Source organism: Rickettsia endosymbiont of Oedothorax gibbosus, from assembly GCF_936269705.1.
Lineage (GTDB): Bacteria > Pseudomonadota > Alphaproteobacteria > Rickettsiales > Rickettsiaceae > Tisiphia.
In genome coordinates this window covers 2,021,107-2,045,998 of the sequence record NZ_OW370493.1, presented here as the reverse complement: position 1 = coordinate 2,045,998, position 24,892 = coordinate 2,021,107, and the positions used below count along the sequence as shown (strand labels likewise).

Sequence of the window (24,892 nt, the reverse complement as noted above, 5' to 3'; positions counted from 1 at the left end):
CGGAACGGAGAACCGCAGCGTACTTAAGTGTACGTGAGGAGCAGAGTACCGGTATCACGCACAAATTACCAGCAGAAGTAGAGTTTTGCAGGAGGTCTAATGAAGTTATCTGATTTTGATTTTACCTTACCTAGTGAATTAATAGCCCAGAACCCAGCAAAAAAACGAGATGAGTCTAATTTATTGGTAGCTGCCCCAAATAATCACTTAGTGCAAACCAAGTTTCATGATATAATCGATTATCTATGCCCTGGTGATTTAATGGTATTTAATGACACTAAAGTTATTAACGCCAAATTGCTACTGAATAAAGCTGGTAAAAAGATCGAATTATACCTAAACAAGGCAATAAGTGATAATTATTGGCATGGTTTTGCCAAACCATCAAAAAGACTTGCCATTGAAGATCAGTTTGAGTTTGCTGGTAATAAGATTATTATAAGTAAAAAGCTTGGAATGGGACAAGTTGAGGTGGCTTTTGCTCTAGATAATATCTCAATTTTTGAGTTTTTAGAGAAATATGGTGAAATTCCGCTACCTCCTTATATAAAAAGGGGAGAAAGGTTACCAAAGGACGCTAATCTAGAGGATGATATAGGCAATTCAGAAGAATTTGACTATAATAGATATCAAACAGTTTATAGCAATAACCCTGGAGCAGTAGCCTCCCCAACTGCAGGGCTACATTTCTCCGAACAATTGTTGGCATTAGTTAAAGCAAAAAATATTGAAACTGCCTTTATTACCTTGCATGTTGGGGCAGGGACGTTCCTACCAGTTAAAACTGAAGATATTGATCAACATCAAATGCATTCAGAGTATTATCATATAGATAAAAAAACTGAAGATATGATTAATAAGGCAAAAAAAGAAAATAGACGAATAATAGCCGTCGGCACTACCACCTTACGAGCATTAGAAAGTAACGCCATAGCAAATAATGGGCAAATAACAAATGGTGGATTTGAAACAGCCATTTTTATTAGACCAGGATTTAAATTTCAAATTGTCGATATGTTAGTTACCAATTTTCATTTGCCAAAATCTACATTATTCATGTTAGTTTGTGCATTTGCTGGCTATCAGGAAATAACTAATATCTACAAATATGCTATAGATCAAAAAATGCGGTTTTTTAGTTATGGTGATGCAACGCTTCTTTATCAGCTACACCGTCGCGAGGAGTGCGTAAACCTCAAACGTCATTGCGAGAAGCTACTTTAGTAGCATTGAAGCAATCCATATGACAAGTTTTATGGATTGCCACGACCTACTTGCGTAGTCTCGCAATGACGGTTTCTCAATTATTGTTTTCTTAAACTGACGTTTATGCACAATGACGCTATCGGAGTGATTAATTCACAATATCATCGTATACTTGCAGCAAAACTGCGTAACACTATCTAATTTTTTTGCTAGTACGAATTTATTGTATAAATTTGGGTTTCTACTATGCAAATATCACCGATTAATAAAAACTAGTTGAAAAAGTACCAGTTATATTATAACATTTGAAATATTAATAATAATGATAATTAATCAAATGAAAAAACCAAAAGTAGCGACCTTAAGTGCTGAAGAACGAGAAGAACTAATACAACACGTCAAGGAAAGTTCATTAACGGGAGATGAACAGCAAACGATAGTAGAACTTGTGAAATTTTGTAATGAGCTAATAGACAAGCTAGCATCATCAAATATCAGTATAAATAAGCTTAAGGAAATGCTGATTGGTTTTAAGGCAGATAACAAAAAAAAGATAGTTCAGATTCATTAAAAGAACCGCCAAGTGAATCTGATAACGGGAATGGTGGTAATGAAGAAGAGTGCGATAAGCCCAAAAAGATAGATCGTAGTAATTGGCAAGGTAAATATGGGTTTGATGATTATAAGGATGCGAATACCAGCTATTTAACTCCTGAGAATTTTTGTAGTGGTGATAGCTGTCCTCACTGTTGTAATGGCAAACTATATAATAGTGAAGCTAGAAAATTGCTACAATTTACAGGTAATGCTCCAATTACAGTCAACAGATATGTAAAGAAAACGCTACGTTGTAATGCTTGTGATTATATAGTTATGAACAATAAAAATATCAACAAATGGACAAATAGTAGCAGAAGTGCAATAGTGTTACAAAAGACCTATGGCACTCCTTTCTACCGTTTATCTAGGCTGCAAAGTTTAAGTGGTGTTCCTGTGGCATATAGCTCGCTCTGGCAACAATATTTAGATGTTTGGCAAGAAGGTGGTGGAGCTGAAATTTACGGGGTATTATTGGAAATGGCTGCTGAATGTAGTTCACTGAACCTTGATGATACTAGAGCTAGGATTTTAGAAATTACTATAGCCAATAAGAAATTACGTACTCAAAATAAGAAAGGACGCAGCTGTTATACTACTACAATATGTGCTAAGACTGCAAATAATGAGGTGATAGTTTTATATTTTACCGGTAATAGGCATGGTGGAGAAAATATAGGTAACGTACTAAAGAATCGTAAGAATAGAACAGATTCTATCCAATTAATGACTGACGCAAGTAATAATAATAACCCGGTATTATCAGAAGCAGATCAAGAATTACTGGCAATAATAGTGATGATCAATTGTTTGTCACATGGTCAGAGAAAATTTACAGAGAATGAACTATATTACCCTGAAGAATGCGGATATTTTCTCAATATAATGGTTCCAATATTTTGGACAGAAAAATAAGAAAAATGAGATAGAATTCTTTAGCAAACAAGGAGAGCTAGAGATGAAAAAACAAGTAAGGCAATATAGTGCTGAGGAGAAAGCCAAAATTGTCATAGAAGCAATTAAGGGAGAGCTAACAATAGCCCAGATAACCAGTAAGTATGGTGTTCATGCAACACAGATCAGTAACTGGAAAAAACAAGGTCTTGAGTTGTTAGTACAAGGTTTTAAGAATAAAACACAGAGTGCTGATCCAAATCAGCAGGGGTTAATCAAGAATCTATATGAGCAAATTGGTCAGTTAAGCGTTGAGTGTGACTGGCTCAAAAAAAAATCTGCATTGTTTGGAATTAAAGGTTAGGTGTAATATGATAGAGCCTAATCATAATAAGTTAACAATTGTACAACAGTGTAAGTTATTGGATATTAGCAGGTCAACCTATTACTATCAACCTACTGGTATTAGTGAACAAGATATCAAGATTATGGCAATAATTGATGAGACCTATACTATGCATCCATATTATGGTATGCGGCGGATGGCTAAATATTTACAAGCCCAAGGTTTTTCGGTAGGTCGTAAAGCTGTTAGACGTTACTACAAGATAATGGGTCTTGAAGCTGTTTATCCTAAAATAAATTTAAGCAAGAGGAATCAAGCGCATAAAATATATCCTTATTTACTAAAAGGATTAGAAATAGTATTGCCAAACCAGGTTTGGAGTGCAGATATAACGTATATAAGACTGAGCCAAGGGTTCGTATATTTAGTAGCTATTATTGACTGGTATAGTCGTTATATTCTAAGTTGGCGAATCTCCATTAGTTTGGAAAGTGAATTTTGTGTAACAGCCCTTGAAGACGCTATAGAAAAATATGGTATGCCAAAAATATTTAATACTGATCAAGGAGTACAATTTACCTCGGAGAATTTTATTAGTATGCTAAAGCTACATAATATCTTGATTAGTATGGATGGTAAGGGACGAGCCTTAGATAATATTTTTATTGAACGTTTTTGGCGATCATTAAAACAGGAAAAAATTTATCGGATTATTTTAACAACAGTAAAGGAGGCAAAGACAGCAATTAACGAATATATGGACTTTTATAATAGACAAAGGATGCATCAAGCTTTGGATTATAAAACTCCAGAATGTGTATATTTTGAAAAAAATATTGTATAAAAACAACAATTTAATTTTTGTGAATTATATCTCTATTTATCTAAATTTTTGTCTAGACAAAGGGGACCACCTTAAAATAGACGAATTATTTAACGACAAGAAAGTTGAGCCTAATAGTAGGCTTGGACAAGCTATGAAATATTGGATAAATAATAAAGAAGGTTTGACTCAAAATGCCAGTTAGCAATCTTGATAATAATTGGGCTGAGAGATCACTGCGTACCATTATTTTACAAAGGAAGAATTCATTATTCTTTAAAACAATCAATAGTGCTGAGATACATAGTGGTCTGTATAGTATAGTAAAGACTTGTAGTGAGAACGAGATCAATGCCTTTAAATATTTAAATTGGCTACAAGAGCAGAGTAGCAAAGCAAAGAAGAGTCCTGCGAATTATACGCCTTTTGCCTATGCAAGATATATGAATAATACGGAATTAATCGAGACAGCAGCTTAAACGACAGGAAGCCAATCATTAGAGAATTTGGCAGAACTAGGATCACCATTATGAATAAGAATGTGTAAGGTTCTATAACAAATTTGATAAGATGAATTATCAGATGGGAAAAGTTTTGCGGTAAATTTACCTTTGGATAGGCGTTTAGAGCATAGCCAAAAGCCTAAGGTGGTCCCCTTTGTCTAGACAAAAATTTAGATAAATAGAGATATAATTCACAAAAATTAAATTGTTGGAGTCTGTCCTATAGTTTGTGTGTGCGTCAAGATAAGGTGCATTAATCTTACGGGTGAAAGTCCTGTTATGGAAGGAGTAGCTAGCTCCACCATATAGCGAGTCTTGTGCTGCTGAAGGTAACGACAGTAGTAAAGCGTAGACAGCGAAACATCCGAGCCGAAACCAAATGGTGAACGTGATAGCCCTGAAATGATATTGGTAGTGGAAGTCGATGTGCTACACAACGCAGTAGACAAGAGAAAACTAGAGGTCAAACTAGCGAAAATCCGAAAGTTTTCAACCATCGGGGTCTCAGGCGTCAGCGAGTTTGTAGAGATTAATGACACAACTTGAGAAGTCCTTATAACTCTTACTGAGTTAAGTAAGTATTCAAAGTACAAGTGCCGAAACATAAGGCTTTGGAGATGGTGTTAAGGATGGCTGAGTCAGTTGTAGTAGTGATGAAGCTTCGTAATGGGAGTGGAGCGAAGGGCTGACAGAAAGGTAAGAACGTAAGAGGGAAACAATGACCGTACACAGCATAGACGGAAATACATGGTCAACGAAACTTGAGCGTATAAAGTTGCTATCATCACAAAATCAAGACATAAAGTTTAATAATCTTGGACATATTATTGATTTAAAGATGTTAGAAGAACAATATAAGGAACTTGATAGCAAGAAAGCTGTAGGAATAGATGGTATAACCAAAGCGGTTTATGGTAAGAAGTTGGAAGCAAATTTGCTCTCGCTCCTTACTAAAATTCGCAAGGGGCAATATCAAGCTAAACCTGCACGAATTACATTGATTCCAAAAGAAGATGGAGGCAAAAGACCTTTGGTAATATCATGCTTTGAAGACAAGATAATCGAGTCGGCAGTAAGCAAGATATTAAACTCAGTGTTCGAGCCAATATTCTTAAAATGTTCTTACGGGTTTCGACCTAAATTAAACGCCCATGATGCACTTAAGGAGTTGAATAGACTTACGTATAACTTCAATAAAGGAGCTGTAGTTGAAATTGATATAACTAAGTGCTTCAATTCAATCAAACATTCTGAGTTGATGGGATTCCTAAGAAAGAGAATATCTGACAAAAGATTCCTAAGACTAGTTATGAAACTGATGGAAACACCAATTATAGAAAACGGCATTACAGTTACTAACAAGGAAGGATGCCGCCAAGGGTCTAAAACATCACCAATTTTGGCAAATGTCTTCCTACATTATGTTATTGACTGTTGGTTTGCTAAAATCAGCAAGGAAAACATAAGAGGGCAAACTGGAATGGTGAGGTATTGTGACGATATGGTGTTCGTCTTTGAGAATGAAGAAGACGCGAGGAAGTTTTATGAGGTTTTGCCCAAAAGATTAAACAAGTATGGCTTGAACATCAATGAAGCTAAATCGCAGATGATTCAGTCCGGTAGATACCATGCTGAGGACTTAGCTAAGCAAGGTAAGAAGATCAAGAGTTATAATTTTCTTGGCTTTACTTGCTATTGGGGTAAATCAAGGTTTGGTAACATATGGAGATTAAAATATACCACAAGGAAAGATCGATTTACCGAGAAGCTTAAAGGGCTAAGAGAATATCTACGAAGTCACCTTAATGAGAGGGGCAAAGAACAGATATTATTGCAAGTCATTAGAGCTACAAAGGGGTGGATCAATTATCATGGTATATCAGATAATCAAAGACGAGTAAGTTCATTTATTCACCAAACTAGGCGAGCAATATATGGGTGGTTTAATAGAATGGGTGGGAAGCGTAAGATGAATTGGCAAAGATTAGCTGAAATACTCAAAAGGGTCGACTTTCCAAATAAGTGGAAGACCATTTCAATGTTCTAAAACCAACAAAAAAAAATAGGGTACAAGCCTATCTTACCTTTCGGGAGCCGGATGCGGTAGCTCTGCATGTCCGGTTCTGAGGAGGGGCTTAACCAAGCAATTGGTTAGGTCTACTCACAAAGTTGCAAAGAAAGCAGTAAGAGATTACTGTAAAAAAAGTAACTCAATGATAGGTAAGCCACTAGTTTGACTAGTGAGACCATCAAGGCTTGGCCTTTAGATTTAGTATAAAATAAAAAGTTATCATATATAACTTCTTTGGCTTGACGGTCAAAGGAGAAAATATATGACAACATACGAAAGTTTAAATCATTCTAAATGGGATTGCAAATATCATATTGTGTTTATTCCAAAGTGTCGTAAAAAAGAATTGTACGGGAAGGTTAGAAAATATCTTGGGAACGTATTCCATGAGTTAGCTTTTCAACGTGGGAGCAAGATCATAGAGGGGCATATGGTACAAGATCATGTGCATATGCTCATCAAGATTCCTCCTAAATATTCTGTAGCTGAAGTAATAGGCTATATCAAGGGGAAAAGTGCTATAGCCGTTGCTAGGCAGTTTGGTGGACGAAAACGTAATTTTAATGGAGAAAAGTTGTGGGCTAGAGGTTATGCGGTCTCAACTGTAGGATTTGAAGAGAATCAGATCAAACACTACATTAAGAATCAAGAGCAACTTGATAGTTTAGGCTCTGACGAATCAGGAGAATTTTAATTAACAATGGCAGCCCTTTGGGCTGCTCATAACCGTCAAGCCCCTCGCTTTGCGAGGGCGTTCTGACTTAAGCAAGCAAGGAGGAATTATGGCTAAAAAATTAGATACAGATAAAGATACATTAAACATCAGTAATCAGCTAGTAGAAGAATTATTATCAAAAGCAGATCCATCGGAGTTATTTGGTCGAGATGGTTTATTTCAACAGCTAAAGAAGCAAATAGTTGAGAAAATATTAGCAAGTGAGTTGGATCATGAATTAGGATATTCAAAACATAGCAAGATGGCAAAAGTAGATAATAATCGTCGTAATGGTAGCTATGAGAAGACAGTAATTGATGGGGATGGTCGTAAGCTGACAGTAGAAGTACCAAGAGATCGGGAAGGAGAGTATAATCCTCAATTAATACCAAAAGGGCTGAGGAGATTTAATGGATTTGATGAGAAAGTGATATCCCTTTATGGTCGCGGTATGACAGTCAGCGAGATCCGAGGGCATTTAGAAGAAATATATCAAACTGATGTATCTGGTGACTTGATATCCACCATAACAGATGGGGTAATAGAAGAAGTAACTAGGTGGCAAAATCGTTGTTTAGATAGGGTGTATCCAATATTATACTTGGACTGTATCTATGTAAAATCTAGAGACAATCACATAGTAATAAATAAAGCAGTATATTTAGCACTTGCTGTAAATATAGAAGGGAAAAAGGAGTTACTTGGCATTTGGATAGGCAAAAATGAAGGTGCTAAATTTTGGATGCAAGTAGTTACTGAGTTAAAGAATCGAGGAATTGAACAAATTTATGTTGCTTGTGTGGATGGTTTAAAGGGCTTTCCAGAAGCTATAAGCAGTGTATTCCCGAGTACTATAGTACAATTATGTATTGTACATATGGTTCGCAATTCAGTAAAGTATGTGTCATATAAAGATTTAAAAGAGGTCACATCAGATCTAAAACAAATTTATACAGCTAATAATGACGAAATGGCACGTTTAAAACTTCAGCAATTTGGTGTAAAATGGGATAAAAAATATCCGGTAATTTCTGATATTTGGCAACGTAATTGGTCTGGGATAATACCGTTTTTTGCCTTTCCTGAAGAGAACAGAAAGGTAATTTATACTACTAACACTATAGAATCTGTAAATCGTCAAATTAGAAAAATTATCAAAAATAAGGGGGTGTTTCCAGATGATAAGTCAATTCAAAAAATAATATTTTTATCCCTACAAAATGCAGCCAAAAAATGGACCATGCCTATTAAAGATTGGTCTTTAGCTTTAAATCAATTTGAAATACTTTGTGGAGATTTTAAATATGATTTATTGGAAAATAAAAAATGAACTTACACAAATTAAATGATTGACTCAATTGTTGTTTTTATACAATATTTTTTTCAAAATATACACATTCTGGAGTTTTATAATCCAAAGCTTGATGCATCCTTTGTCTATTGGACCAGTGTTAAGAACAAGCTCTTTTGCCGCCACTTACAGTTCCTAAAAAAATAATGTTTACACTTTTTTATTGTTAGAGCAAAAAATATATTGCAAAATAATTGTAATATGAATAAAATCGAGTAAATCAATACCGACACTGTGATTTCTAGGAACAGATAAAAATGCAATATAATTTATCATTAGAGGATTTAAATTTATGCAAGAAAAAGAAAGGTCAATCAAATCAGTTAACTTTTGCAATAATGTTAGTGTATTTCAAAAAATACATACAATTTCCCTCTAATAAAGCTAACACAGTTTCGATGCAATTATTGTTACAGGTTGCCAAACATTTAGATATTGATCCAACACAAATTATTACATTTGACTGGGATACACGTACTGGAGAAAGGTATCGTCAGGATATCAGACAGTATTTAGGATATCGTGTAGCAAATGCCAAGGATATTACATTAATAATGAATTATCTTGTAGATGACTTGATACCGCGTCATTTCTCAGATTCAGTGCTACTTGAACAAATACGTACATATTTCATCAAAGATAGAATAGAAATTGTTAATACCAAACAATTAGAAAATTACATTTCGTTAGCTAAACAAAAATTTGAACAACAATTTTTTAGAAAAATATTTGATAATTTAAGTCAAGGAAATCTTCTTTTAATAGATCGCATTCTTAGTAAAAATAGTGATGAGGATAATAACATTATAGAATTATCAGAACTTAAAAAAGATATCTCTGGAGCTAAAATTAAGAATATTCAATGTGCCATAAATAAAATCAATTTACTAGGTCAAATCAAATTATCTGACTGCATAATAGAGTCAGTAGACAGAAAATTATTATTAAAATATTATGAACGTGTGATGGTTTTTGCACCTAGCAATATTCTAGATTTTGCCCCGACTATAAAATATGCCACCATGGCAATATTCTGTAGTGTAAGACTGGAGCTATTGTTGGATGCCTTAATAGATACCATGATTAAACTAATTAAAAAGATGCGAGCCGGAGCAGAGAAGCATGTAGACCGTCATATTCTTCAGGAAGTTAAGCGTGTTGACGGAAAGTTTGATATTCTAGAAAAGTTGGCTATACTAAATGCAAAAAATCCTAAAAGCATTATTGAGGACAAAGTTTATCCGGTAGTGCCTCAGGAGAAGCTGGAAGAAGTAATTGAAGATCTACAACATCGTGGTAGTAAGTGGTATCAGGCTCAGGTGCGAGAAAAAATGCATACCACCTATGCTTATGGCAATAGAGGTAGTCTACTTGCGATAATAAGAATATTACAAATTTCTGAAGATCATATTGATTATCAACCTATCTTAAAGGCAATTCGTTTTATCAACCAATACTGGAATGAATCAGATTTAGCTTACTATATTAATATCCCACCAATCAATAGAGCTATCCCACAGAACTGGTATAGCATGATCTTTAAAATAGAAAAAGGTCAATTGCGAATAAATAAATATAATTATGAACTAGCCATATTAGAACAGATTAAAGAACTTCTTGGTTTTAAAGCTATTTGGGTTAATAAAAGTTACCGTTATAGAGATCCGAATAAGGACTTACCGAAGGACTTTATTGAGAAACGAGAATCATATTATGAGTTACTTGGGTTACCGCTAAAATTCGAGGAGTTCGTAGAAAAATTAAAGACTTCACTTACTAACAGCTTAGATGCATTAAATGCAAATATTCCTAATAATCAGTTTGTAAAGATCCAACAAAGTAAAGTTGGTAACAATATAAAGCTTACTCCCTTAGACTCACAGGATGAACCTGATAATATTATTAAGTTACAGCAAGAAATCAATAATAAGTGGTCAAGTATACACTTAATTGATATTTTAAAAGAGTGCGATCTAAGAATCAATTTTACTAAGGAACTTGAAACTGTTGGTAAAAGCAGCAATATCAATAGTTCTGATCTACAAAGAAGACTATTACTATGTATATTTGGCATTGGTAGCAACACCGGATTAAAAAGAATCAGCATTGCTAATGATAATGTTAATTATAGTGATTTACGTTATGTAAAAAAACGCCATATTAATGCTACAAACATTAGAAATGCTATTCGTACAATGGTTAATAACGTTTTAAAAACACGAAATCCTGATGTTTGGGGAGAGGCTACTACAACAGTGGCCTGTGACTCAACTCATCTGTTTGCTTGGGATCAAAATCTAATGAGCGAATGGCATTTTCGTTATGGTAAGAAAGGAGTAATGATTTATTGGCATGTTGACAAGAAATCATTATGTATTTACTCGCAGTTAAAGGATTGCACCTCATCAGAGGTAGGTAGCATGATAAAAGGCATTATTGACCATGATACGGACATGGACATGAATCGTGTATTTGTCGATACCCATGGACAAAGTGTAATAGGTTTTGCCGTGAGTTATTTACTAGATTTCTCCTTATGCCCGAGACTAAAGGCAATCAATAAGCAAAAATTGTATTACGTTGATTCTAGAGATAGAAATAAATATAAAAATATTTCAGAGATCCTAAAGGGAAGTATAAATTGGGAGTTATTAGAAGATAATTACGATGAGACTGTCAAACATATGGTTGCCCTAAAACTAGGAATAGTTACACCATCCGTATTAATCAAAAGATTTAGTAATAATAATTACGCTCATCCGGTATATAAGGCACTGGTAGAACTAGGCAAAGCCAATAAAACCATATTTTTGTGTAAATATTTATCCTCGGAAGAATTACGTATTGAAGTCAGAACGCCCTCGCAAAGCGAGGGGCTTGACGGTTATGAGCAGCCCAAAGGGCTGCCATTGTTAATTAAAATTCTCCTGATTCGTCAGAGCCTAAACTATCAAGTTGCTCTTGATTCTTAATGTAGTGTTTGATCTGATTCTCTTCAAATCCTACAGTTGAGACCGCATAACCTCTAGCCCACAACTTTTCTCCATTAAAATTACGTTTTCGTCCACCAAACTGCCTAGCAACGGCTATAGCACTTTTCCCCTTGATATAGCCTATTACTTCAGCTACAGAATATTTAGGAGGAATCTTGATGAGCATATGCACATGATCTTGTACCATATGCCCCTCTATGATCTTGCTCCCACGTTGAAAAGCTAACTCATGGAATACGTTCCCAAGATATTTTCTAACCTTCCCGTACAATTCTTTTTTACGACACTTTGGAATAAACACAATATGATATTTGCAATCCCATTTAGAATGATTTAAACTTTCGTATGTTGTCATATATTTTCTCCTTTGACCGTCAAGCCAAAGAAGTTATATATGATAACTTTTTATTTTATACTAAATCTAAAGGCCAAGCCTTGATGGTCTCACTAGTCAAACTAGTGGCTTACCTATCATTGAGTTAATGAAGGACTAAATATTGTTGAACGCCTTAATAATGTAATGGATTTTATTTTTTACGGTAAACTAGGTCACATTGCAACGAACAATATTGAAGATCAGGAATTATCGGTATTATGTTTACATCTGTTGCAGGTATGTATGGTTTATATCAATACCTTGATTATTCAACAAATATTATCACAGCCACATTGGCAGAACAGGTTTATGCCTGAAGACTATAGAGCATTAACACCGTTATTCTCAGGTCATATAAATCCTTATGGTCTTTTTCCGTTAGATTTTAATAAACGCTTGTTAATCGGGATAACTATTTAATTGCTTATTATGATATTAGAACGTACGCCAGTTAGAGAAAAAGCTAAATATTTTTGCAAACATCTGAAAAAAGAAAAGCCTGATTATAATTACTTAAGAGAATTATTCAGGCATATAAGAAAAAATCTTGATGTAGAAGTAAAGAGTGGTAAGGAAAGGAAGTTGCCGTATGTGCCTACGGAAGAGGAAATAAATAAATATTACAACACGGTATGGAAATCTAGAAATATGAAGCATATAGTAATGATTAAAACATTGCTTTATACCGGGGTGAGAGTTTCTGAGTTAGTAAATATAAAAATATCTGACATAGATTTAGATAATTGTCAGATAAAAGTTGTGCAAGGTAAGGGAAAGAAGGACAGAATAGTTCCGTTTCCTGATAGTTTTAAGGAAATATTAGCTGTTCATCTAGAAAATATGAAAAGAAATGATTCAAAATATTTATTTGAATCAAGTTTGAAGATGGCATATTCTGATCGAGGCATTAGAAAAATATTAATGAACTATACAAAAGAAGCGGGTATTGAGCATTCAATATCTCCTCATACATTAAGACATTTTCTTTTTACTTGGATGAAGAAAAAAGGCGTAGATGACGCATTAATTCAGCCATATTCAGGACATGAGAGTCGTCAATCATTGGAGATGTATTCAAAATTATCACTCGGAGATTGCCAATCTGAGTATGAAAAAAGGATTAAAGATTTTCCAATTTAATTCTAAGTGGCGGCAAAAGAGCTTGTTCTTAACACTAGTCCTATTTGCAGTAGCAGTCATAATTATTATTGCTTAAGTAAGACTTAATTTAAGTGAACTAATAGGGTGACTAATCACTAATTTTAAAAATAATTTACCTATTGTATCATAAATATCACAAAAGCACTATAAGAAACTTAGTCAATATTGGAGATATATTGTAAATAGCTAAATCCGCTACTAGTTAGCCACTTACTTAACTAGCTATTTAGTCATTAACTAAAACTATAATTTCACCCACTGCCGCCGTTTTATCACTGATCTATAAAATTCTAAAAAAATATTATAAATTCTAAAAAAACCGCTGGACTCTGCTAATTAACGAGGGTAATGATGATGATGACCCGCGTAGTGTGATGTCAAGCACCGAGGTTAGAAAACAAAACGGAAATTTTTCAATTCTAACCTCAGTGTCCATTTTCTCAAACGAAAACAGGAGCTAATTGTATGGCGAGTGATATTAAAAATCAACAACAAAACGAATTAACAAATGAAAAAAATAATAACAATACCAGTGAAAACACAACTAAAACTAGCAATGAAACAAATAATATCGATAATGACATTTCTCTTGAGTTAGAACAAGTTAAGAAAAAACTAAAATTAGCTAATTTAGTCCACCAAGACTTTATAAAAAATGTATCACTTAGCATAAAAACTCCCTGTATCGGCATTTGGTCAGGTGCTTTGGTACTATATGAAGTAGAGAATGATCCTAACAAGAAGCAATCTATAGCCAACATTACCAATTGTGCCAAGGAGCTTATCAATTACTCCGGTGATATACTGAACTTTGCTAAGTCGCATTCAAGCTTGACAGCTACCAAAGCTTTAGCACCTCACATCTTACAAAAAATTGATCCTAAGAAGTTAGTAAATAGAGTTATTACTAAACTAATACCATCTGCTAATTATAAAGGCATAAAGCTCGTCGCTAATTTTCAGCATGATCTTGCGGCTGTAGTCATTGCTGATAGTTACCGACTTGAGGCAATATTAGATCAATTAGTTAGTAACGCCATTAATTTTACCGAGAAAGGTAGTATTATTATCACCACCAATTTTTTTGCTGCTCCAACCTTCGAATTAGAAAATATCTATAATGAAAATAATATTAAAAATACCTGTGCTAAGGAAGATATTTTGCAATTCATCGTTCATGATACTGGCATAGGTATGTCCCAAGACCAACAACAATATCTTTATAAGCAATTAAACAGTCTTGACTGTTCTACTAGCAAAGATAATGGTGAGGGAGTGGATTTAACCTTAGGCTTAGGTTTAAATTTAGTCAAACAGTTTATCTTTGAACTAAATAGTAAAATTAACGTTAACAGCCATCAAGGTAAGAGTACAACTTTTACTTTACAAGTACCAGTTAAATTACCATTAGTTGAAGATATTATTGAAGACATGATTAACGATATAGCTAATAGGAGGTTATAAATCGATAATTGACTATCAATACTAACCACCGTTTCAATGAATAATTATTACAAATATCTATTAAATTTTAGAGAGTAAATATTATGACTAAAATAATTAAACCTACTAAATTTCTTAAAGATAATGATCTTATCAAAAAACTACAAACCGATGAAAAGTTAACCTATATAAATCTTAGCAATTATAATATCAATAGTAGAGGTGTCAAGCTACTTAGCGAAGCTTTAGAAAATAACGACACGGTAACCCCCAACATAAATCTTCATAATACTAACAAAACTTACGCTATAGAAGGTTCTAAATAGGATAAAGATGGAGAACGGAGCTGTTGTTGCATATAATCATCTAAAAGTCCTAACTTTATCTGGTAAACCGTTTTACCTATTTTATTTGCAGTTCTTTTTATTGTTGGACTTTGGACAAAAATCCCTGTTTTTTCACAAAATAGAAAGTTTGATACAAAGCTAGTATTTTAAGTTAATTTTCTAAGATTATTATTAATCTATAGTTAATATTTTTATAATTTTAGGTAAATTATTTTACATAATAGATAAATTATAAGTTGCTAAATATAGGCTAAATTATTTTGTCCAAAGTCCAATTAATGTGTTCCCATAACAAAGAAGGGGGATATAAATACTGCTTAAAGGTAACCTTAAATAGAAAACAAAATTACTGAAAACTTGTCTTGACAAATAGTTCTCTATCCATTATCAATTATATTGAAATATCTCAAAAACTGTTTAAAAATATGCCAAATTCTACTTTTTATATAACACCGTTACCATTATTAGAAAATAATACGGATTTTTTAAAAAAAATTAATAAAGAATTTAATGTCACTACAGAAAATTGGGATAGTTCATTGTTAAGTGTGATTTGTAAGCACGGAAAGTACAAACATATAAAATCAATATATACAGTTAACAAAAATATATTGGACAAATTTAAAGATAAAATAACTCCAACATTGCTCTCTAATCTTTACTTATCATCTCAAGATACTTATGATAAGTCGTTTGCTAGAGAGATAGAAAAATATGGGCAAGTAAAAATATTAATAATGCTTCCTACGGGGAAAATTGTTTACAAGAATTTGAGTGACAATCGAGTGATGGAAATAGAAATACACAGTACTGTTACTAATCTAGATTTAGTACGTGCTAATTGGTGCACCTATACTGAGGCATTAGCTAACTTATGTTCCTATTATAAGGGTAATCCTCCAATAATAAGGCATATGAAAAAATCATTTATCTCTTTAATAAAATTAGTTGAAAGTGATAAATGTTTTACAAAATTATTCTTTGATTATAGTAAGATTATAGAATCTATAGACTTAAAAATTTTGGAGGAAATTAATAGCAAAAAAAATTTTTTCAGCACTTCAATAATGCTTTCACAGCATTTAACACAGTTCTTTATTCAAATTAATAACTTACAAAATGCTGAAAGCTTTTTAGCTATTACAAACAGTATGCTTAATGATATACAAAATAAAAAAACAACCATAAGTTTGGATGATCAAAAATATTCTTCTTTAGAAAAGTATATAAAAAATCAGAAGTGGGCTTCAGCGATGGTAAATATACATAAAGGGGACAATAATAAAAGTACTCTAAAATACTTAATAGAGTTATATAAAGATGATCCAACGGACAAAGAATGTATAGAACGTTTGCATAATACTTATTATAATACAGGAGAATATAATAAAGCAAGGGGTCTTATCAAAGAACATCCTGATTTATTTTCTTATATGTCTATGGTAGATGAAATAATTATTAATTCACAATATCCTGCACTTAAAGATATTAAAAAATTATCTTACTACAATATGGCTACTGTAGTAATATTAGCACTTAAAAAGGCTATTACTGATAATGATACAGAATGGACAGAATATTATAGAAATATAGCAGCTACTAATATATTGAATAATCATTTATCATTTCACACAATGAATAATACTAGCCAAATTACTATAAAGCTTTTATATTCAAGTGAAAATATCTATGATAAAAAGATATATGAGCAATTATTAAAGATTCCTAATACCGAAAGATTTAATTTATTATATGATATGTCGTTCATATATGCTAACCCAACTACATATGAAGTAGCTAAAAAATGTGTAGAGATTGCTCTGCAATTTGATCTCGATAATTGTGTATTATTAAGACAAAAAGAAATATTGACACAAGCTATAACAATTAATCAACTAAAACACCCCTTAAAAGAAAGCATACTACCATCTTGTGAAAGAGTAGAAGAAAAGTCAGTAGTTGAACCTATAGCATCTAATAGTTGGACAGAATCACGAGAAACATTGGATGTTTCAGCAGAAGTATCAAATGAAGATATTTTATTACAATCATATGACAGTATAATTGCGACTAATGATCCTAAAAAAATACATAAATATTTTCAAGATACTAAACGTGAAATGTGTAATAAGCTAATCTTAAATTTTAAAAAAACTAATAATGAAGCTGGGTGGTTAATTGATCAAGATATACCTATTAAAATTAAACTTTCTTCAACAACTAGAATAGAGTATTCTTTATATACAGCTATTGACCCTAGACTAGAAGAAAAATGTGAAGAATCTTTATTACAAAAATGGAAAGACACTTTAATGAAAGGGTTGGTTAGTAAATGTGGTACTTCAGGAATAAAATATTTACATAAAAAACTATATGAAGTAAAAATTGTTTCAATAGATTCTAGATTGGTATCATCTAAAATATATATAAATAGTGAAAACACAAAGTTGATGCTATTTGATAAAGAGATTTCACATAAGAAAATAGGTCAGTATATATCAAGTAATCAACATAAAGAGATTAGATGTCCTAACTACTATGAAAATGTCGATGCTACATTATTAGGTGGTAACTATAATGAACATGACATGTATGGAAGTGTTAATATTTAATGTCATTTAAGCTGCTTTTTTAGATATGTCCGTCAAAAATCAAAATTTTTGATGTAATTTTTAAAAATGTAAGAGTCAATAATAACCTCTTTATTTTTTTGATGTTTTTGTGTCAGGAATATAAAAATTTGAGTATCAAGAGTAATGAGTTAATTGTGATATTTTGCCACATATGCACCTCACTATTGCTGGAATGTCATAAATCCAAATTTTGCTCATGACCTACTCTTAGGCAATATTAATATTGCTTAAATTATTCAAATTTCATAAGAAATTGCTACGCTGTAGAGCAGTGCAAAACATTTGCAATTCTACGCAAATTTAACCCAACAGCTGAAATAAGAGGATTGATAATATCACCACAACTAGTCCATCCGCTAAAACTCTACAAGCCCTATAGGTAATAGGGTTTTAAGGCAAAAAGTAATAGTAAAATCCATAAGAAAATGAAGGGTTTAATATCAAGAGCTTATGGAAATAAGCAAAAATAGCAGTGGAAAAATTTAGTGTGTTTTGGGAAATAATTTCCAAATTCATAAGGTTTATTCCATTTTCCTTTGCCAATACACTCTACCTCAGGAGCATGAAAACTATAAATTAGCTTATTCTCTTTTTTATAGATTTCTTTATCCTTTTTCTTAAGTACAGATTGTGCATGGATATTTTTAGCACTAGATACAATTGTAACATCATGTGCTGACAGTTCTAATTTTAATTTTACTATACCTCTTTCACATATACAAATCACTCTACCTAAATGAACTTTTAGGCTTATCATTATCTTCCTGTACTGTCTTGCTTTAGTATCTTTTTTATACTTACAAAGCTTTCGATGTGTAGTTCTTTTTACCTGAAGTTTTGACAAAAATATAACAGAGAAGCAAGGCTACTCTAGTATTACCTTCTATAATTAGTATTATACCAATTGCAATAATTAACACGGTGTGTTTATCCAGTCTCTATACATAATTGATTTTACTAAATCTACATTATGAGCAAATTGATTCCAAGCGTAACAAGCCATAGTGACGATATCTTCATATACACCATAACATTGGTTAGACAAGAAATGATTTTTGATCCATTCCCAAACTTGTTCCATTGCATTAAGTTCCGGTGCATAGGGCGGAAGCGGTATCAAAGTGATATTGCTTGGCACAGTTAGTTTTTTGGCTGTGTGCCAACCTGCATTATCCGTTAGTAAAGCTATATGTCGGTTGCCTTGAATACTGCGAGAAAGCTCTTCTAAGAATTTATTCATTGCCTGTGTGTTTGCATATGGTAAAATTAATGCAAAAGCTTCTCCTGTATCATGGCAAGCAGCTCCATAAATATATGTTGAAATGAATTGCTGTTGCCGAACTTTACGGGGTCTAGTGCCACGCTTAGCCCATATACGAGTTAAGCTACCTTGTTGCCCAACTCGAGTTTCATCCTGAGACCATATATCAACTTTACATCTATCGATATTTTTTGGTAATAATTTTGTTAACATGTCTGGGAAGTTTTTTTATATGTATTTTGAGTCTCTTGATTTGACTTTGGATGCATTGAACGAGAAGTAATCCAGCTAAAACCAAGGCGGTGCATAGTATTGTAGACTGTTTTTAAAGCGCATTTAGCACCATATTCCTCAAGTAACATGATATGTAGCTCCTTTCCAGTTATATACCCACCAGTTTTACTTTCACTGAGCGTATTGATTTTATCAAAAAGAGCAGACTCTTGTATAGTGTTAATCTTCCTAGGGGCGCCGCTTCTTTGTGATTCAAATAATCCTTCAAAACCATGATTCCTAAATCTTCTGAGCCATGATTGCACAGTTTTCCAGTGTGACTTCACTATTTCAGATATGGCTTTTAAAGATTTGCCTAATTGAAGGTGATACATCGCCAATAAACGTATACGATTTCGACCATGCGGCTCATGTTTCATCATTTTTATAAAATCATGACCATGAAAACCTTGTGGTAATATTAACCTAGCCATTTGAGTACCTTTATCAGTTAAAAACCCATTTTACACCACTGCGTTAATTATTGCAATTGGTATAATTCCTTTAGATGGTTTGGTATAGGATCAAACTTATTAGTTTTAGTTTGACGCCAGGCTTTAAATTGCTGAGCTACTTGCTCAATAGTAATTGATGGTATTTGCATAGTATGGAATCCAAATGTATAAAAAATTCATACTAGCAAAAACATTAGATAAAGTTATGCAGTTTTGCTGCAGGTATACGATGCTTGGAATGATTATCAATATTTTCAAGAAAATGATATAAGAATTCTAGAGAAAATAAATAAGATAATTCGAGATATATCTCGTTCATCTTTTTCAGGAATTGGTAAACCAGAACCTTTAAAACATAGTTTGTCTGGTTTTTGGCATAGCAATTATCTTTTATCTAAATAATAAAACAACGTTTTTGTTGAATAAGTTTATGGCAAACTTCAAGTAGCTTACGCATACAAGCAACTATCGCAACTTTCTTAGGTTTAAAATTATTAACAAGCCTATTGTATAAAGTTTTTAAATATTGAAAACCATTTTTGCCAGTTAATACCGCCATGTATAAAGCATCCCGTGGTATTTTTCTGCCTCCCCTAATAAATCTTCGTCCTTGCTTATTACCACTATCACGGGCGTACGGAGCTATCCCCACAATTGCTGACAATTCATTACTACTATAATTTTTATCCCCTAATTCAGGTACAAAACTAATTAGTTTTGTAGCCAAACATTTACCAATACCAGGTACAGTCTCTAATATTTTTACCTTCTCTTTTAACTCTTCTGACTCATCTATTGTTTTGTTTAACTTCTTATCAAGCTCAGCTATTTCATTTTGTAAGAATTTAATGTGTTTTTCTATACTATCTTTATCAATACCATCAATACTATGATGTAGTCTTTTCTTTTCATTGCTAAGCATTAATACTAAATCTTCTCGTCTTTGCTTATATCTCTTCAAATTCTCTGATTCAACTTGATATATATAATTCGCTGAAAGCTGCATCTTATCACCATAATATGCTAATTTAAATGCATCCTTCCTATCAGTTTTACACAAATTTACCGATTTACTAAAAGAATTAAAACTATATGTATTGACCTTATGTATTTGTTGCTTATTATTATACAGCTTTTGACAAATCTCAGCTTCGTATCCTCCAGTGGGTTCACATATTATTAGCTTAATCTCTTGCTCTTTTGCTAATTTAATCACCTCTTCATGACCAGCTGCATCATTGGCAAAACGATGATATTTAGGTTTATCGCTTGTATTATATACACATATATCAAGCCATTGTTTACTTACATCTAGACCTATTATTTTACTCATGATATAATCTCCTTCGTCTTATTGTGCAAGGCTGCTACTTCCAACACCTTCTGCAATTTGTTCAAAGCAAACTTTGTAAGAGGGTACTTATTCTATGCTCGATTATCTCAATCAAGTACCCCTCAAATCACCCTCTTACCATTACTTATATCATAATTTAAAGATATAAGTACCCTACAATTTTGAGAAGATGAAGAAGAATGGTTGATTTATACCAATTGCAATAATTAACGCAGTGGTATAAAATGGGTTTTTAGCTGATAAAGGTACTCAAATGGCTAGGTTAATATTACCACAAGGTTTTCATGGTCATGATTTTATAAAAATGATGAAACATGAGCCGCATGGTCGAAATCGTATACGTTTATTGGCGATGTATCACCTTCAATTAGGCAAATCTTTAAAAGCCATATCTGAAATAGTGAAGTCACACTGGAAAACTGTGCAATCATGGCTCAGAAGATTTAGGAATCATGGTTTTGAAGGATTATTTGAATCACAAAGAAGCGGTGCCCCTAGGAAGATTAACACTATACAAGAGTCTGCTCTTTTTGATAAAATCAATACGCTCAGTGAAAGTAAAACTGGTGGGTATATAACTGGAAAGGAGCTACATATCATGTTACTTGAGGAATATGGTGCTAAATGCGCTTTAAAAACAGTCTACAATACTATGCACCGCCTTGGTTTTAGCTGGATTACTTCTCGTTCAATGCATCCAAAGTCAAATCAAGAGACTCAAAATACATATAAAAAAACTTCCCAGACATGTTAACAAAATTATTACCAAAAAATATCGATAGATGTAAAGTTGATATATGGTCTCAGGATGAAACTCGAGTTGGGCAACAAGGTAGCTTAACTCGTATATGGGCTAAGCGTGGCACTAGACCCCGTAAAGTTCGGCAACAGCAATTCATTTCAACATATATTTATGGAGCTGCTTGCCATGATACAGGAGAAGCTTTTGCATTAATTTTACCATATGCAAACACACAGGCAATGAATAAATTCTTAGAAGAGCTTTCTCGCAGTATTCAAGGCAACCGACATATAGCTTTACTAACGGATAATGCAGGTTGGCACACAGCCAAAAAACTAACTGTGCCAAGCAATATCACTTTGATACCGCTTCCGCCCTATGCACCGGAACTTAATGCAATGGAACAAGTTTGGGAATGGATCAAAAATCATTTCTTGTCTAACCAATGTTATGGTGTATATGAAGATATCGTCACTATGGCTTGTTACGCTTGGAATCAATTTGCTCATAATGTAGATTTAGTAAAATCAATTATGTATAGAGACTGGATAAACACACCGTGTTAATTATTGCAATTGGTATAACAGCCCTTGAAGACGCTATAGCAAAATATGGTATGCCAAAAATATTTAATACTGATCAAGGAGTACAATTTACCTCGGAGAATTTTATTAGTATGCTAAAACTACATAATATCTTGATTAGTATGGATGGTAAGGGACGAGCCTTAGATAATATTTTTATTGAACGTTTTTGGCGATCATTAAAACAGGAAAAAATTTATCGGATTATTTTAACAACAGTAAAGGAGGCAAAGACAGCAATTAACGAATATATGGACTTTTATAATAGACAAAGGATGCATCAAGCTTTGGATTATAAAACTCCAGAATGTGTATATTTTGAAAAAAATATTGTATAAAAACAACAATTTAATTTTTGTGAATTATATCTCTATTTATCTAAATTTTTGTCTAGACAAAGGGGACCACCTTAAACCACCCAGTGGAAGTCTTACCTCTTTTTGCTATGTCTTTGAATACTTTATGTCTATTAATTCTTAAATTAGGGCAAGCAGGAAGTTTAGTAGAGTCGATATAATATTGACCAGTTTGTTTTCCTGATAGGCTTTTTAGCAGTAATACCATGGGCATGAAGCTCATTGGCATTAACTGAACAAAACGACTATAGCTCACAAGTTTTGGAAATTCCTTTCTATAACTTTGACATAGGCAGCATAAATAAAAATCTTTAAAGGTACGGTAGTGACTCAAGTGAAACATTACTATAATAGTAATAATCTCTGAGAGTCCTATACTGCAAACTACTTTACGCTTACGGTTAGGATTTGGTAATATATATTTATTTTGCTCCGTATCAAAATGCTTGCAAAAATCATCAATTAAGCAGAAAATCTCCGTAAGAGGGATCATAATATATTCTCCAATTTTGTTGTTATTATTCGAGAACTTTATAATCCCTCCCTTCTTACTTTTCAAATATTCTTTCTCCTAACACACTAGTTTGAAAGAAGGTTTTATTTTTACCATAGCTCACCACCAACAGTTTGTTTATGTTATTACATAATGCTTAGCATTTTGTTTGGTGCTTACGTCAAACTCAGGTTAGAGATAATATTGCCCAGCTATGCTTTGCTTGTTCTAGCTTTGAGCTGCGAAGATTGCTTACTAACAGCTTTTTTCCACAAAAAACATATAAAGGTAGAAAGCAATTATGACGATAATATCCATGATAAAACTTCCCCTCTTGATTGCCATAAATTTCATCATCAGTGGCATCAAAATCAAGTATTAATTGTTTCGGCACGGTTTTATGAGATTCGACAAACTTGTCAATCATCACCTTATGAGCTTTAAGAGCAAATCCACGATCTGCTTTATTTTCTAAACGGCATAAAGTAGAGCTACTAGCCATATCGTCCAGTGTGTCTATACTTGTTTGCAAAGCTGGACATTTTCTTAAATTATCGTGATCATTTAAATCTTCATAACCAAGAGCAATACCATAAATACGCTGTTTGAGCATTGTTAAAATAGTATGAGTAATTTTATCAGAATCTCGCTTATCAGGAAAAATCTTAGCCAGTTCATTAGTTAGACCAAGTCTTTTATCTGCTTCTCTTAGCAATAATACACCTCCATCGCTACTAATATTACCTCCTGTGAAATTTATTTCTATTTGACGATTTTTTACTTTCGATTGGTAAATTAATCCTGTACAATTTGTCATGGCAAAACCCTCTATGTAATCTTCTTTTAACACTGATATTATATAGTATTACAAGGGTTTTGTCTCTATTCTTTCATGCAATATTCAGGTTAGTGTCTATTAATTTATAACCATAATAATACAAACCAATTAGATTTTTAACTAATTATTTCATTTAATCAGCATAAAATATGCTAAAAACTAACTTTAAAAGTTGTTTTTTATCAAATTTTGGAGTTTAATTGCCAGTAGAGACTTATTAAACTACTTCCTAATTACGGGATAAGAAGCTAATTTGATGTAAAATAGATACAATTTTTTGCAATTAGACTATAAAAATAATTATATTCAAAAATTCTGAATAAGTCTCAGTTGCAGTCAATTTAGTGTTTGATATAATCTATGCAACGAGATTAATAAATCTTGCTGGCATCTGGTATAATAAATACATTAATGTCTGATAATGTTAACAATCTATTTGGAGAGCTGATCATATGAATAAAGGAGAATTAGTAGCATTAATGGCTGAAGCTGGTCATTCAAAAACTGATGCAGAAAAATCCCTTACTTGGGTTGTAGATAGTGTACTTAAAGCACTTAGTCGTGGTGAGGACGTTAATCTAGTGGGATTTGGTTCTTTTCACATACAAAGTAGAGCTGCACGTGAAGGTCGTAATCCAAAAACTGGCGAAAAAATGCATATTGCTGCTTATAAGCAACCAGTATTTAGAGCTGGTAAGAAAATGAAGGAAGCTTGTAATAATTCTTAAGTCGTTTTTCTTAGAGCCAGTTCGATTAGTTCCGTCTATTAGCGAGGGGTACGTAAGCTAACGAAACAATCCTGTTTTGTGCCATCCCTGTAAGGGTTGTCTCTCTGCAAGGTTGTCATCCATGCGAAAGCAGGGATATAGATTCCCGTTTACGCACATAAGCGTTAGTTTAAGAAAACAATAATTGAGAAACCGTCATTGCGAGGAGACCGTAAGGTCGACGAAGCAATCCAGAAGACGGCTTTTCTACTTTATTTTCTTAAACTGACGCCTATGCACTTACGCGGGAATGATGGTATGGACGAGTGAAGCGAAATATGCTTTACTGGTACGGAGTCAGCTGAAAAAT

27 protein-coding genes and 3 pseudogenes are annotated in these 24,892 nt (G+C 33.0%); 21 read left to right on the top strand and 9 right to left on the bottom strand.

From position 1 onward, the window contains the following. The first annotated feature begins 99 nt into the window (after window positions 1-99). The 11 genes from queA (at window position 100) to NBW66_RS11205 (ending at window position 11,478) form a co-directional block, all read left to right on the top strand. Window positions 100-1,224: a tRNA preQ1(34) S-adenosylmethionine ribosyltransferase-isomerase QueA gene (gene queA / locus NBW66_RS11255; protein WP_250311033.1), complete on the top strand. Its 1,125-nt coding sequence runs from the start codon at window positions 100-102 to the stop codon at window positions 1,222-1,224. A 319-nt stretch (window positions 1,225-1,543) separates the two neighbouring features. Further along, entirely contained in the window at window positions 1,544-1,777 is a 234-nt protein-coding gene (locus NBW66_RS11250; RefSeq protein WP_250310741.1) for a hypothetical protein, read from the top strand. Window positions 1,778-2,079: 302 nt separating this feature from the next. Then, window positions 2,080-2,718, top strand: coding sequence for an IS66 family transposase (locus NBW66_RS11245; RefSeq protein ID WP_250311032.1), 639 nt, complete (start codon window positions 2,080-2,082; stop codon window positions 2,716-2,718). A 43-nt stretch (window positions 2,719-2,761) separates the two neighbouring features. After that, entirely contained in the window at window positions 2,762-3,061 is a 300-nt protein-coding gene (locus tag NBW66_RS11240) for a transposase (protein WP_094649795.1), read from the top strand. A gap of 7 nt (window positions 3,062-3,068) precedes the next feature. Beyond that, complete coding sequence (locus tag NBW66_RS11235) at window positions 3,069-3,887, top strand: IS3 family transposase (protein ID WP_250310664.1); 819 nt, start codon at window positions 3,069-3,071, stop codon at window positions 3,885-3,887. 19 nt (window positions 3,888-3,906) lie between these two features. Beyond that, window positions 3,907-4,071 (top strand): hypothetical protein, encoded by a 165-nt coding sequence (locus tag NBW66_RS11230; protein ID WP_250311031.1) that lies wholly within the window; start codon window positions 3,907-3,909, stop codon window positions 4,069-4,071. Next, entirely contained in the window at window positions 4,061-4,345 is a 285-nt protein-coding gene (locus NBW66_RS11225) for an IS66 family transposase (RefSeq protein WP_250311030.1), read from the top strand. The genes NBW66_RS11230 and NBW66_RS11225 overlap by 11 nt, the downstream gene beginning before the upstream one ends. A 742-nt stretch (window positions 4,346-5,087) precedes the next feature. Next, window positions 5,088-6,416, top strand: coding sequence for a reverse transcriptase domain-containing protein (locus NBW66_RS11220; RefSeq protein WP_250310618.1), 1,329 nt, complete (start codon window positions 5,088-5,090; stop codon window positions 6,414-6,416). Window positions 6,417-6,702: 286 nt separating this feature from the next. Further along, window positions 6,703-7,134, top strand: coding sequence for an IS200/IS605 family transposase (gene tnpA / locus NBW66_RS11215; protein ID WP_250310729.1), 432 nt, complete (start codon window positions 6,703-6,705; stop codon window positions 7,132-7,134). 88 nt (window positions 7,135-7,222) lie between these two features. Continuing rightward, a complete protein-coding gene (locus tag NBW66_RS11210) occupies window positions 7,223-8,485 on the top strand; it encodes an IS256 family transposase (RefSeq protein WP_250310691.1) in 1,263 nt (420 codons plus the stop codon). 278 nt (window positions 8,486-8,763) lie between these two features. Next, window positions 8,764-11,478, top strand: a complete 2,715-nt coding sequence (locus NBW66_RS11205; protein ID WP_250310728.1) for a Tn3 family transposase — start codon at window positions 8,764-8,766, stop codon at window positions 11,476-11,478. Here the strand turns inward: NBW66_RS11205 and tnpA (NBW66_RS11200) are convergent. Further along, window positions 11,423-11,854: an IS200/IS605 family transposase gene (tnpA, locus tag NBW66_RS11200; RefSeq protein ID WP_250310729.1), complete on the bottom strand. Its 432-nt coding sequence runs from the start codon at window positions 11,852-11,854 to the stop codon at window positions 11,423-11,425. The genes NBW66_RS11205 and tnpA (NBW66_RS11200) overlap by 56 nt on opposite strands. Before the next feature lie 123 nt (window positions 11,855-11,977). Here tnpA (NBW66_RS11200) and NBW66_RS11195 point away from each other — a divergent pair. The 4 genes and pseudogenes from NBW66_RS11195 to NBW66_RS11180 form a co-directional block, all read left to right on the top strand. Beyond that, window positions 11,978-12,295: pseudogene (locus tag NBW66_RS11195) on the top strand (Tn3 family transposase); the annotation flags it as partial. A gap of 9 nt (window positions 12,296-12,304) precedes the next feature. After that, the gene (locus NBW66_RS11190) at window positions 12,305-13,015 is read left to right on the top strand and encodes a tyrosine-type recombinase/integrase (protein WP_250310731.1); all 711 of its coding nucleotides are present in this window, start codon (window positions 12,305-12,307) and stop codon (window positions 13,013-13,015) included. A 486-nt stretch (window positions 13,016-13,501) separates the two neighbouring features. Further along, window positions 13,502-14,500 (top strand): sensor histidine kinase, encoded by a 999-nt coding sequence (locus NBW66_RS11185; RefSeq protein ID WP_250311029.1) that lies wholly within the window; start codon window positions 13,502-13,504, stop codon window positions 14,498-14,500. 83 nt (window positions 14,501-14,583) lie between these two features. Next, the gene (locus NBW66_RS11180; protein ID WP_250311028.1) at window positions 14,584-14,805 is read left to right on the top strand and encodes a hypothetical protein; all 222 of its coding nucleotides are present in this window, start codon (window positions 14,584-14,586) and stop codon (window positions 14,803-14,805) included. Here the strand turns inward: NBW66_RS11180 and NBW66_RS15335 are convergent. Beyond that, window positions 14,781-14,906, bottom strand: a pseudogene (locus NBW66_RS15335) (IS701 family transposase); the annotation flags it as partial. The gene NBW66_RS11180 and the pseudogene NBW66_RS15335 overlap by 25 nt on opposite strands. A gap of 282 nt (window positions 14,907-15,188) precedes the next feature. On the opposite strand from NBW66_RS15335, the gene NBW66_RS11175 reads away from it, so the two are divergent. Next, window positions 15,189-17,438, top strand: coding sequence for a hypothetical protein (locus NBW66_RS11175; RefSeq protein ID WP_250311027.1), 2,250 nt, complete (start codon window positions 15,189-15,191; stop codon window positions 17,436-17,438). Window positions 17,439-17,907: 469 nt separating this feature from the next. Here NBW66_RS11175 and NBW66_RS11170 read toward each other — a convergent pair whose 3' ends face one another. The 4 genes from NBW66_RS11170 to NBW66_RS14655 all read right to left on the bottom strand — a co-directional run bounded on the left by NBW66_RS11170 (window position 17,908) and on the right by NBW66_RS14655 (window position 19,597). After that, window positions 17,908-18,303: a hypothetical protein gene (locus tag NBW66_RS11170; RefSeq protein WP_250312277.1), complete on the bottom strand. Its 396-nt coding sequence runs from the start codon at window positions 18,301-18,303 to the stop codon at window positions 17,908-17,910. A 69-nt stretch (window positions 18,304-18,372) separates the two neighbouring features. Then, window positions 18,373-18,933, bottom strand: coding sequence for an IS630 family transposase (locus NBW66_RS11165; protein WP_250310543.1), 561 nt, complete (start codon window positions 18,931-18,933; stop codon window positions 18,373-18,375). Further along, window positions 18,927-19,427, bottom strand: a complete 501-nt coding sequence (locus NBW66_RS11160; RefSeq protein WP_250310542.1) for a helix-turn-helix domain-containing protein — start codon at window positions 19,425-19,427, stop codon at window positions 18,927-18,929. The genes NBW66_RS11165 and NBW66_RS11160 overlap by 7 nt, the downstream gene beginning before the upstream one ends. Before the next feature lie 47 nt (window positions 19,428-19,474). Further along, window positions 19,475-19,597, bottom strand: a complete 123-nt coding sequence (locus NBW66_RS14655; protein ID WP_284346686.1) for a hypothetical protein — start codon at window positions 19,595-19,597, stop codon at window positions 19,475-19,477. Between the two features lie 64 nt (window positions 19,598-19,661). On the opposite strand from NBW66_RS14655, the gene NBW66_RS11155 reads away from it, so the two are divergent. Further along, window positions 19,662-19,850 carry a Txe/YoeB family addiction module toxin gene (locus NBW66_RS11155; RefSeq protein WP_284346685.1) on the top strand — a complete coding sequence of 63 codons (189 nt, stop codon included), beginning with the start codon at window positions 19,662-19,664 and terminating at the stop codon, window positions 19,848-19,850. On the opposite strand, the gene NBW66_RS11150 is transcribed toward NBW66_RS11155, so the two are convergent. Next, the gene (locus tag NBW66_RS11150; RefSeq protein WP_250310767.1) at window positions 19,843-20,781 is read right to left on the bottom strand and encodes an IS110 family RNA-guided transposase; all 939 of its coding nucleotides are present in this window, start codon (window positions 20,779-20,781) and stop codon (window positions 19,843-19,845) included. The two genes, NBW66_RS11155 and NBW66_RS11150, sit on opposite strands and share 8 nt — an antisense overlap. A gap of 274 nt (window positions 20,782-21,055) precedes the next feature. Between NBW66_RS11150 and NBW66_RS11145 the strand changes: the two genes are divergently transcribed. The 3 genes from NBW66_RS11145 to NBW66_RS11135 are packed head-to-tail and all read left to right on the top strand — an operon-like array spanning window position 21,056 to window position 22,466. Further along, window positions 21,056-21,556, top strand: coding sequence for a helix-turn-helix domain-containing protein (locus NBW66_RS11145; protein WP_250310542.1), 501 nt, complete (start codon window positions 21,056-21,058; stop codon window positions 21,554-21,556). Further along, window positions 21,550-22,110 carry an IS630 family transposase gene (locus tag NBW66_RS11140; RefSeq protein ID WP_250310543.1) on the top strand — a complete coding sequence of 187 codons (561 nt, stop codon included), beginning with the start codon at window positions 21,550-21,552 and terminating at the stop codon, window positions 22,108-22,110. Before NBW66_RS11145 ends, NBW66_RS11140 begins: the two co-directional genes overlap by 7 nt. After that, the gene (locus NBW66_RS11135) at window positions 22,104-22,466 is read left to right on the top strand and encodes an integrase core domain-containing protein (protein ID WP_250311026.1); all 363 of its coding nucleotides are present in this window, start codon (window positions 22,104-22,106) and stop codon (window positions 22,464-22,466) included. Before NBW66_RS11140 ends, NBW66_RS11135 begins: the two co-directional genes overlap by 7 nt. Before the next feature lie 73 nt (window positions 22,467-22,539). Here NBW66_RS11135 and NBW66_RS11130 read toward each other — a convergent pair. Together NBW66_RS11130 and NBW66_RS11125 are read right to left on the bottom strand one after the other, a co-directional pair. Next, a pseudogene (locus NBW66_RS11130) lies at window positions 22,540-22,977 on the bottom strand (transposase); the annotation flags it as partial. Window positions 22,978-23,164: 187 nt separating this feature from the next. Further along, complete coding sequence (locus tag NBW66_RS11125) at window positions 23,165-23,827, bottom strand: transposase (protein ID WP_250311024.1); 663 nt, start codon at window positions 23,825-23,827, stop codon at window positions 23,165-23,167. A gap of 440 nt (window positions 23,828-24,267) precedes the next feature. On the opposite strand from NBW66_RS11125, the gene NBW66_RS11120 reads away from it, so the two are divergent. After that, the gene (locus tag NBW66_RS11120) at window positions 24,268-24,543 is read left to right on the top strand and encodes an HU family DNA-binding protein (protein WP_250311023.1); all 276 of its coding nucleotides are present in this window, start codon (window positions 24,268-24,270) and stop codon (window positions 24,541-24,543) included. The last annotated feature ends 349 nt before the right edge of the window (window positions 24,544-24,892 follow it).

Excerpts from the sequence above, each read along its gene's own strand:
- NBW66_RS11145 (WP_250310542.1), top strand. The coding sequence starts at position 21,056 with ATGGCTAGGTTAATATTACCACAAGGTTTTCATGGTCATGATTTTATA.
- NBW66_RS11205 (WP_250310728.1), top strand. The coding sequence starts at position 8,764 with ATGCAATATAATTTATCATTAGAGGATTTAAATTTATGCAAGAAAAAG.
- NBW66_RS11245 (WP_250311032.1), top strand. The coding sequence starts at position 2,080 with ATGAACAATAAAAATATCAACAAATGGACAAATAGTAGCAGAAGTGCA.
- queA (WP_250311033.1), top strand. The coding sequence starts at position 100 with ATGAAGTTATCTGATTTTGATTTTACCTTACCTAGTGAATTAATAGCC.
- NBW66_RS14655 (WP_284346686.1), bottom strand. The coding sequence starts at position 19,597 with ATGCAAATACCATCAATTACTATTGAGCAAGTAGCTCAGCAATTTAAA.
- NBW66_RS11210 (WP_250310691.1), top strand. The coding sequence starts at position 7,223 with ATGGCTAAAAAATTAGATACAGATAAAGATACATTAAACATCAGTAAT.
- NBW66_RS11140 (WP_250310543.1), top strand. The coding sequence starts at position 21,550 with ATGTTAACAAAATTATTACCAAAAAATATCGATAGATGTAAAGTTGAT.
- NBW66_RS11190 (WP_250310731.1), top strand. The coding sequence starts at position 12,305 with ATGATATTAGAACGTACGCCAGTTAGAGAAAAAGCTAAATATTTTTGC.
- NBW66_RS11185 (WP_250311029.1), top strand. The coding sequence starts at position 13,502 with ATGGCGAGTGATATTAAAAATCAACAACAAAACGAATTAACAAATGAA.
- tnpA (WP_250310729.1), top strand. The coding sequence starts at position 6,703 with ATGACAACATACGAAAGTTTAAATCATTCTAAATGGGATTGCAAATAT.
- tnpA (WP_250310729.1), bottom strand. The coding sequence starts at position 11,854 with ATGACAACATACGAAAGTTTAAATCATTCTAAATGGGATTGCAAATAT.
- NBW66_RS11120 (WP_250311023.1), top strand. The coding sequence starts at position 24,268 with ATGAATAAAGGAGAATTAGTAGCATTAATGGCTGAAGCTGGTCATTCA.
- NBW66_RS11220 (WP_250310618.1), top strand. The coding sequence starts at position 5,088 with ATGACCGTACACAGCATAGACGGAAATACATGGTCAACGAAACTTGAG.
- NBW66_RS11250 (WP_250310741.1), top strand. The coding sequence starts at position 1,544 with ATGAAAAAACCAAAAGTAGCGACCTTAAGTGCTGAAGAACGAGAAGAA.
- NBW66_RS11240 (WP_094649795.1), top strand. The coding sequence starts at position 2,762 with ATGAAAAAACAAGTAAGGCAATATAGTGCTGAGGAGAAAGCCAAAATT.
- NBW66_RS11235 (WP_250310664.1), top strand. The coding sequence starts at position 3,069 with ATGATAGAGCCTAATCATAATAAGTTAACAATTGTACAACAGTGTAAG.
- NBW66_RS11165 (WP_250310543.1), bottom strand. The coding sequence starts at position 18,933 with ATGTTAACAAAATTATTACCAAAAAATATCGATAGATGTAAAGTTGAT.
- NBW66_RS11225 (WP_250311030.1), top strand. The coding sequence starts at position 4,061 with ATGCCAGTTAGCAATCTTGATAATAATTGGGCTGAGAGATCACTGCGT.
- NBW66_RS11160 (WP_250310542.1), bottom strand. The coding sequence starts at position 19,427 with ATGGCTAGGTTAATATTACCACAAGGTTTTCATGGTCATGATTTTATA.
- NBW66_RS11150 (WP_250310767.1), bottom strand. The coding sequence starts at position 20,781 with ATGAGTAAAATAATAGGTCTAGATGTAAGTAAACAATGGCTTGATATA.
- NBW66_RS11180 (WP_250311028.1), top strand. The coding sequence starts at position 14,584 with ATGACTAAAATAATTAAACCTACTAAATTTCTTAAAGATAATGATCTT.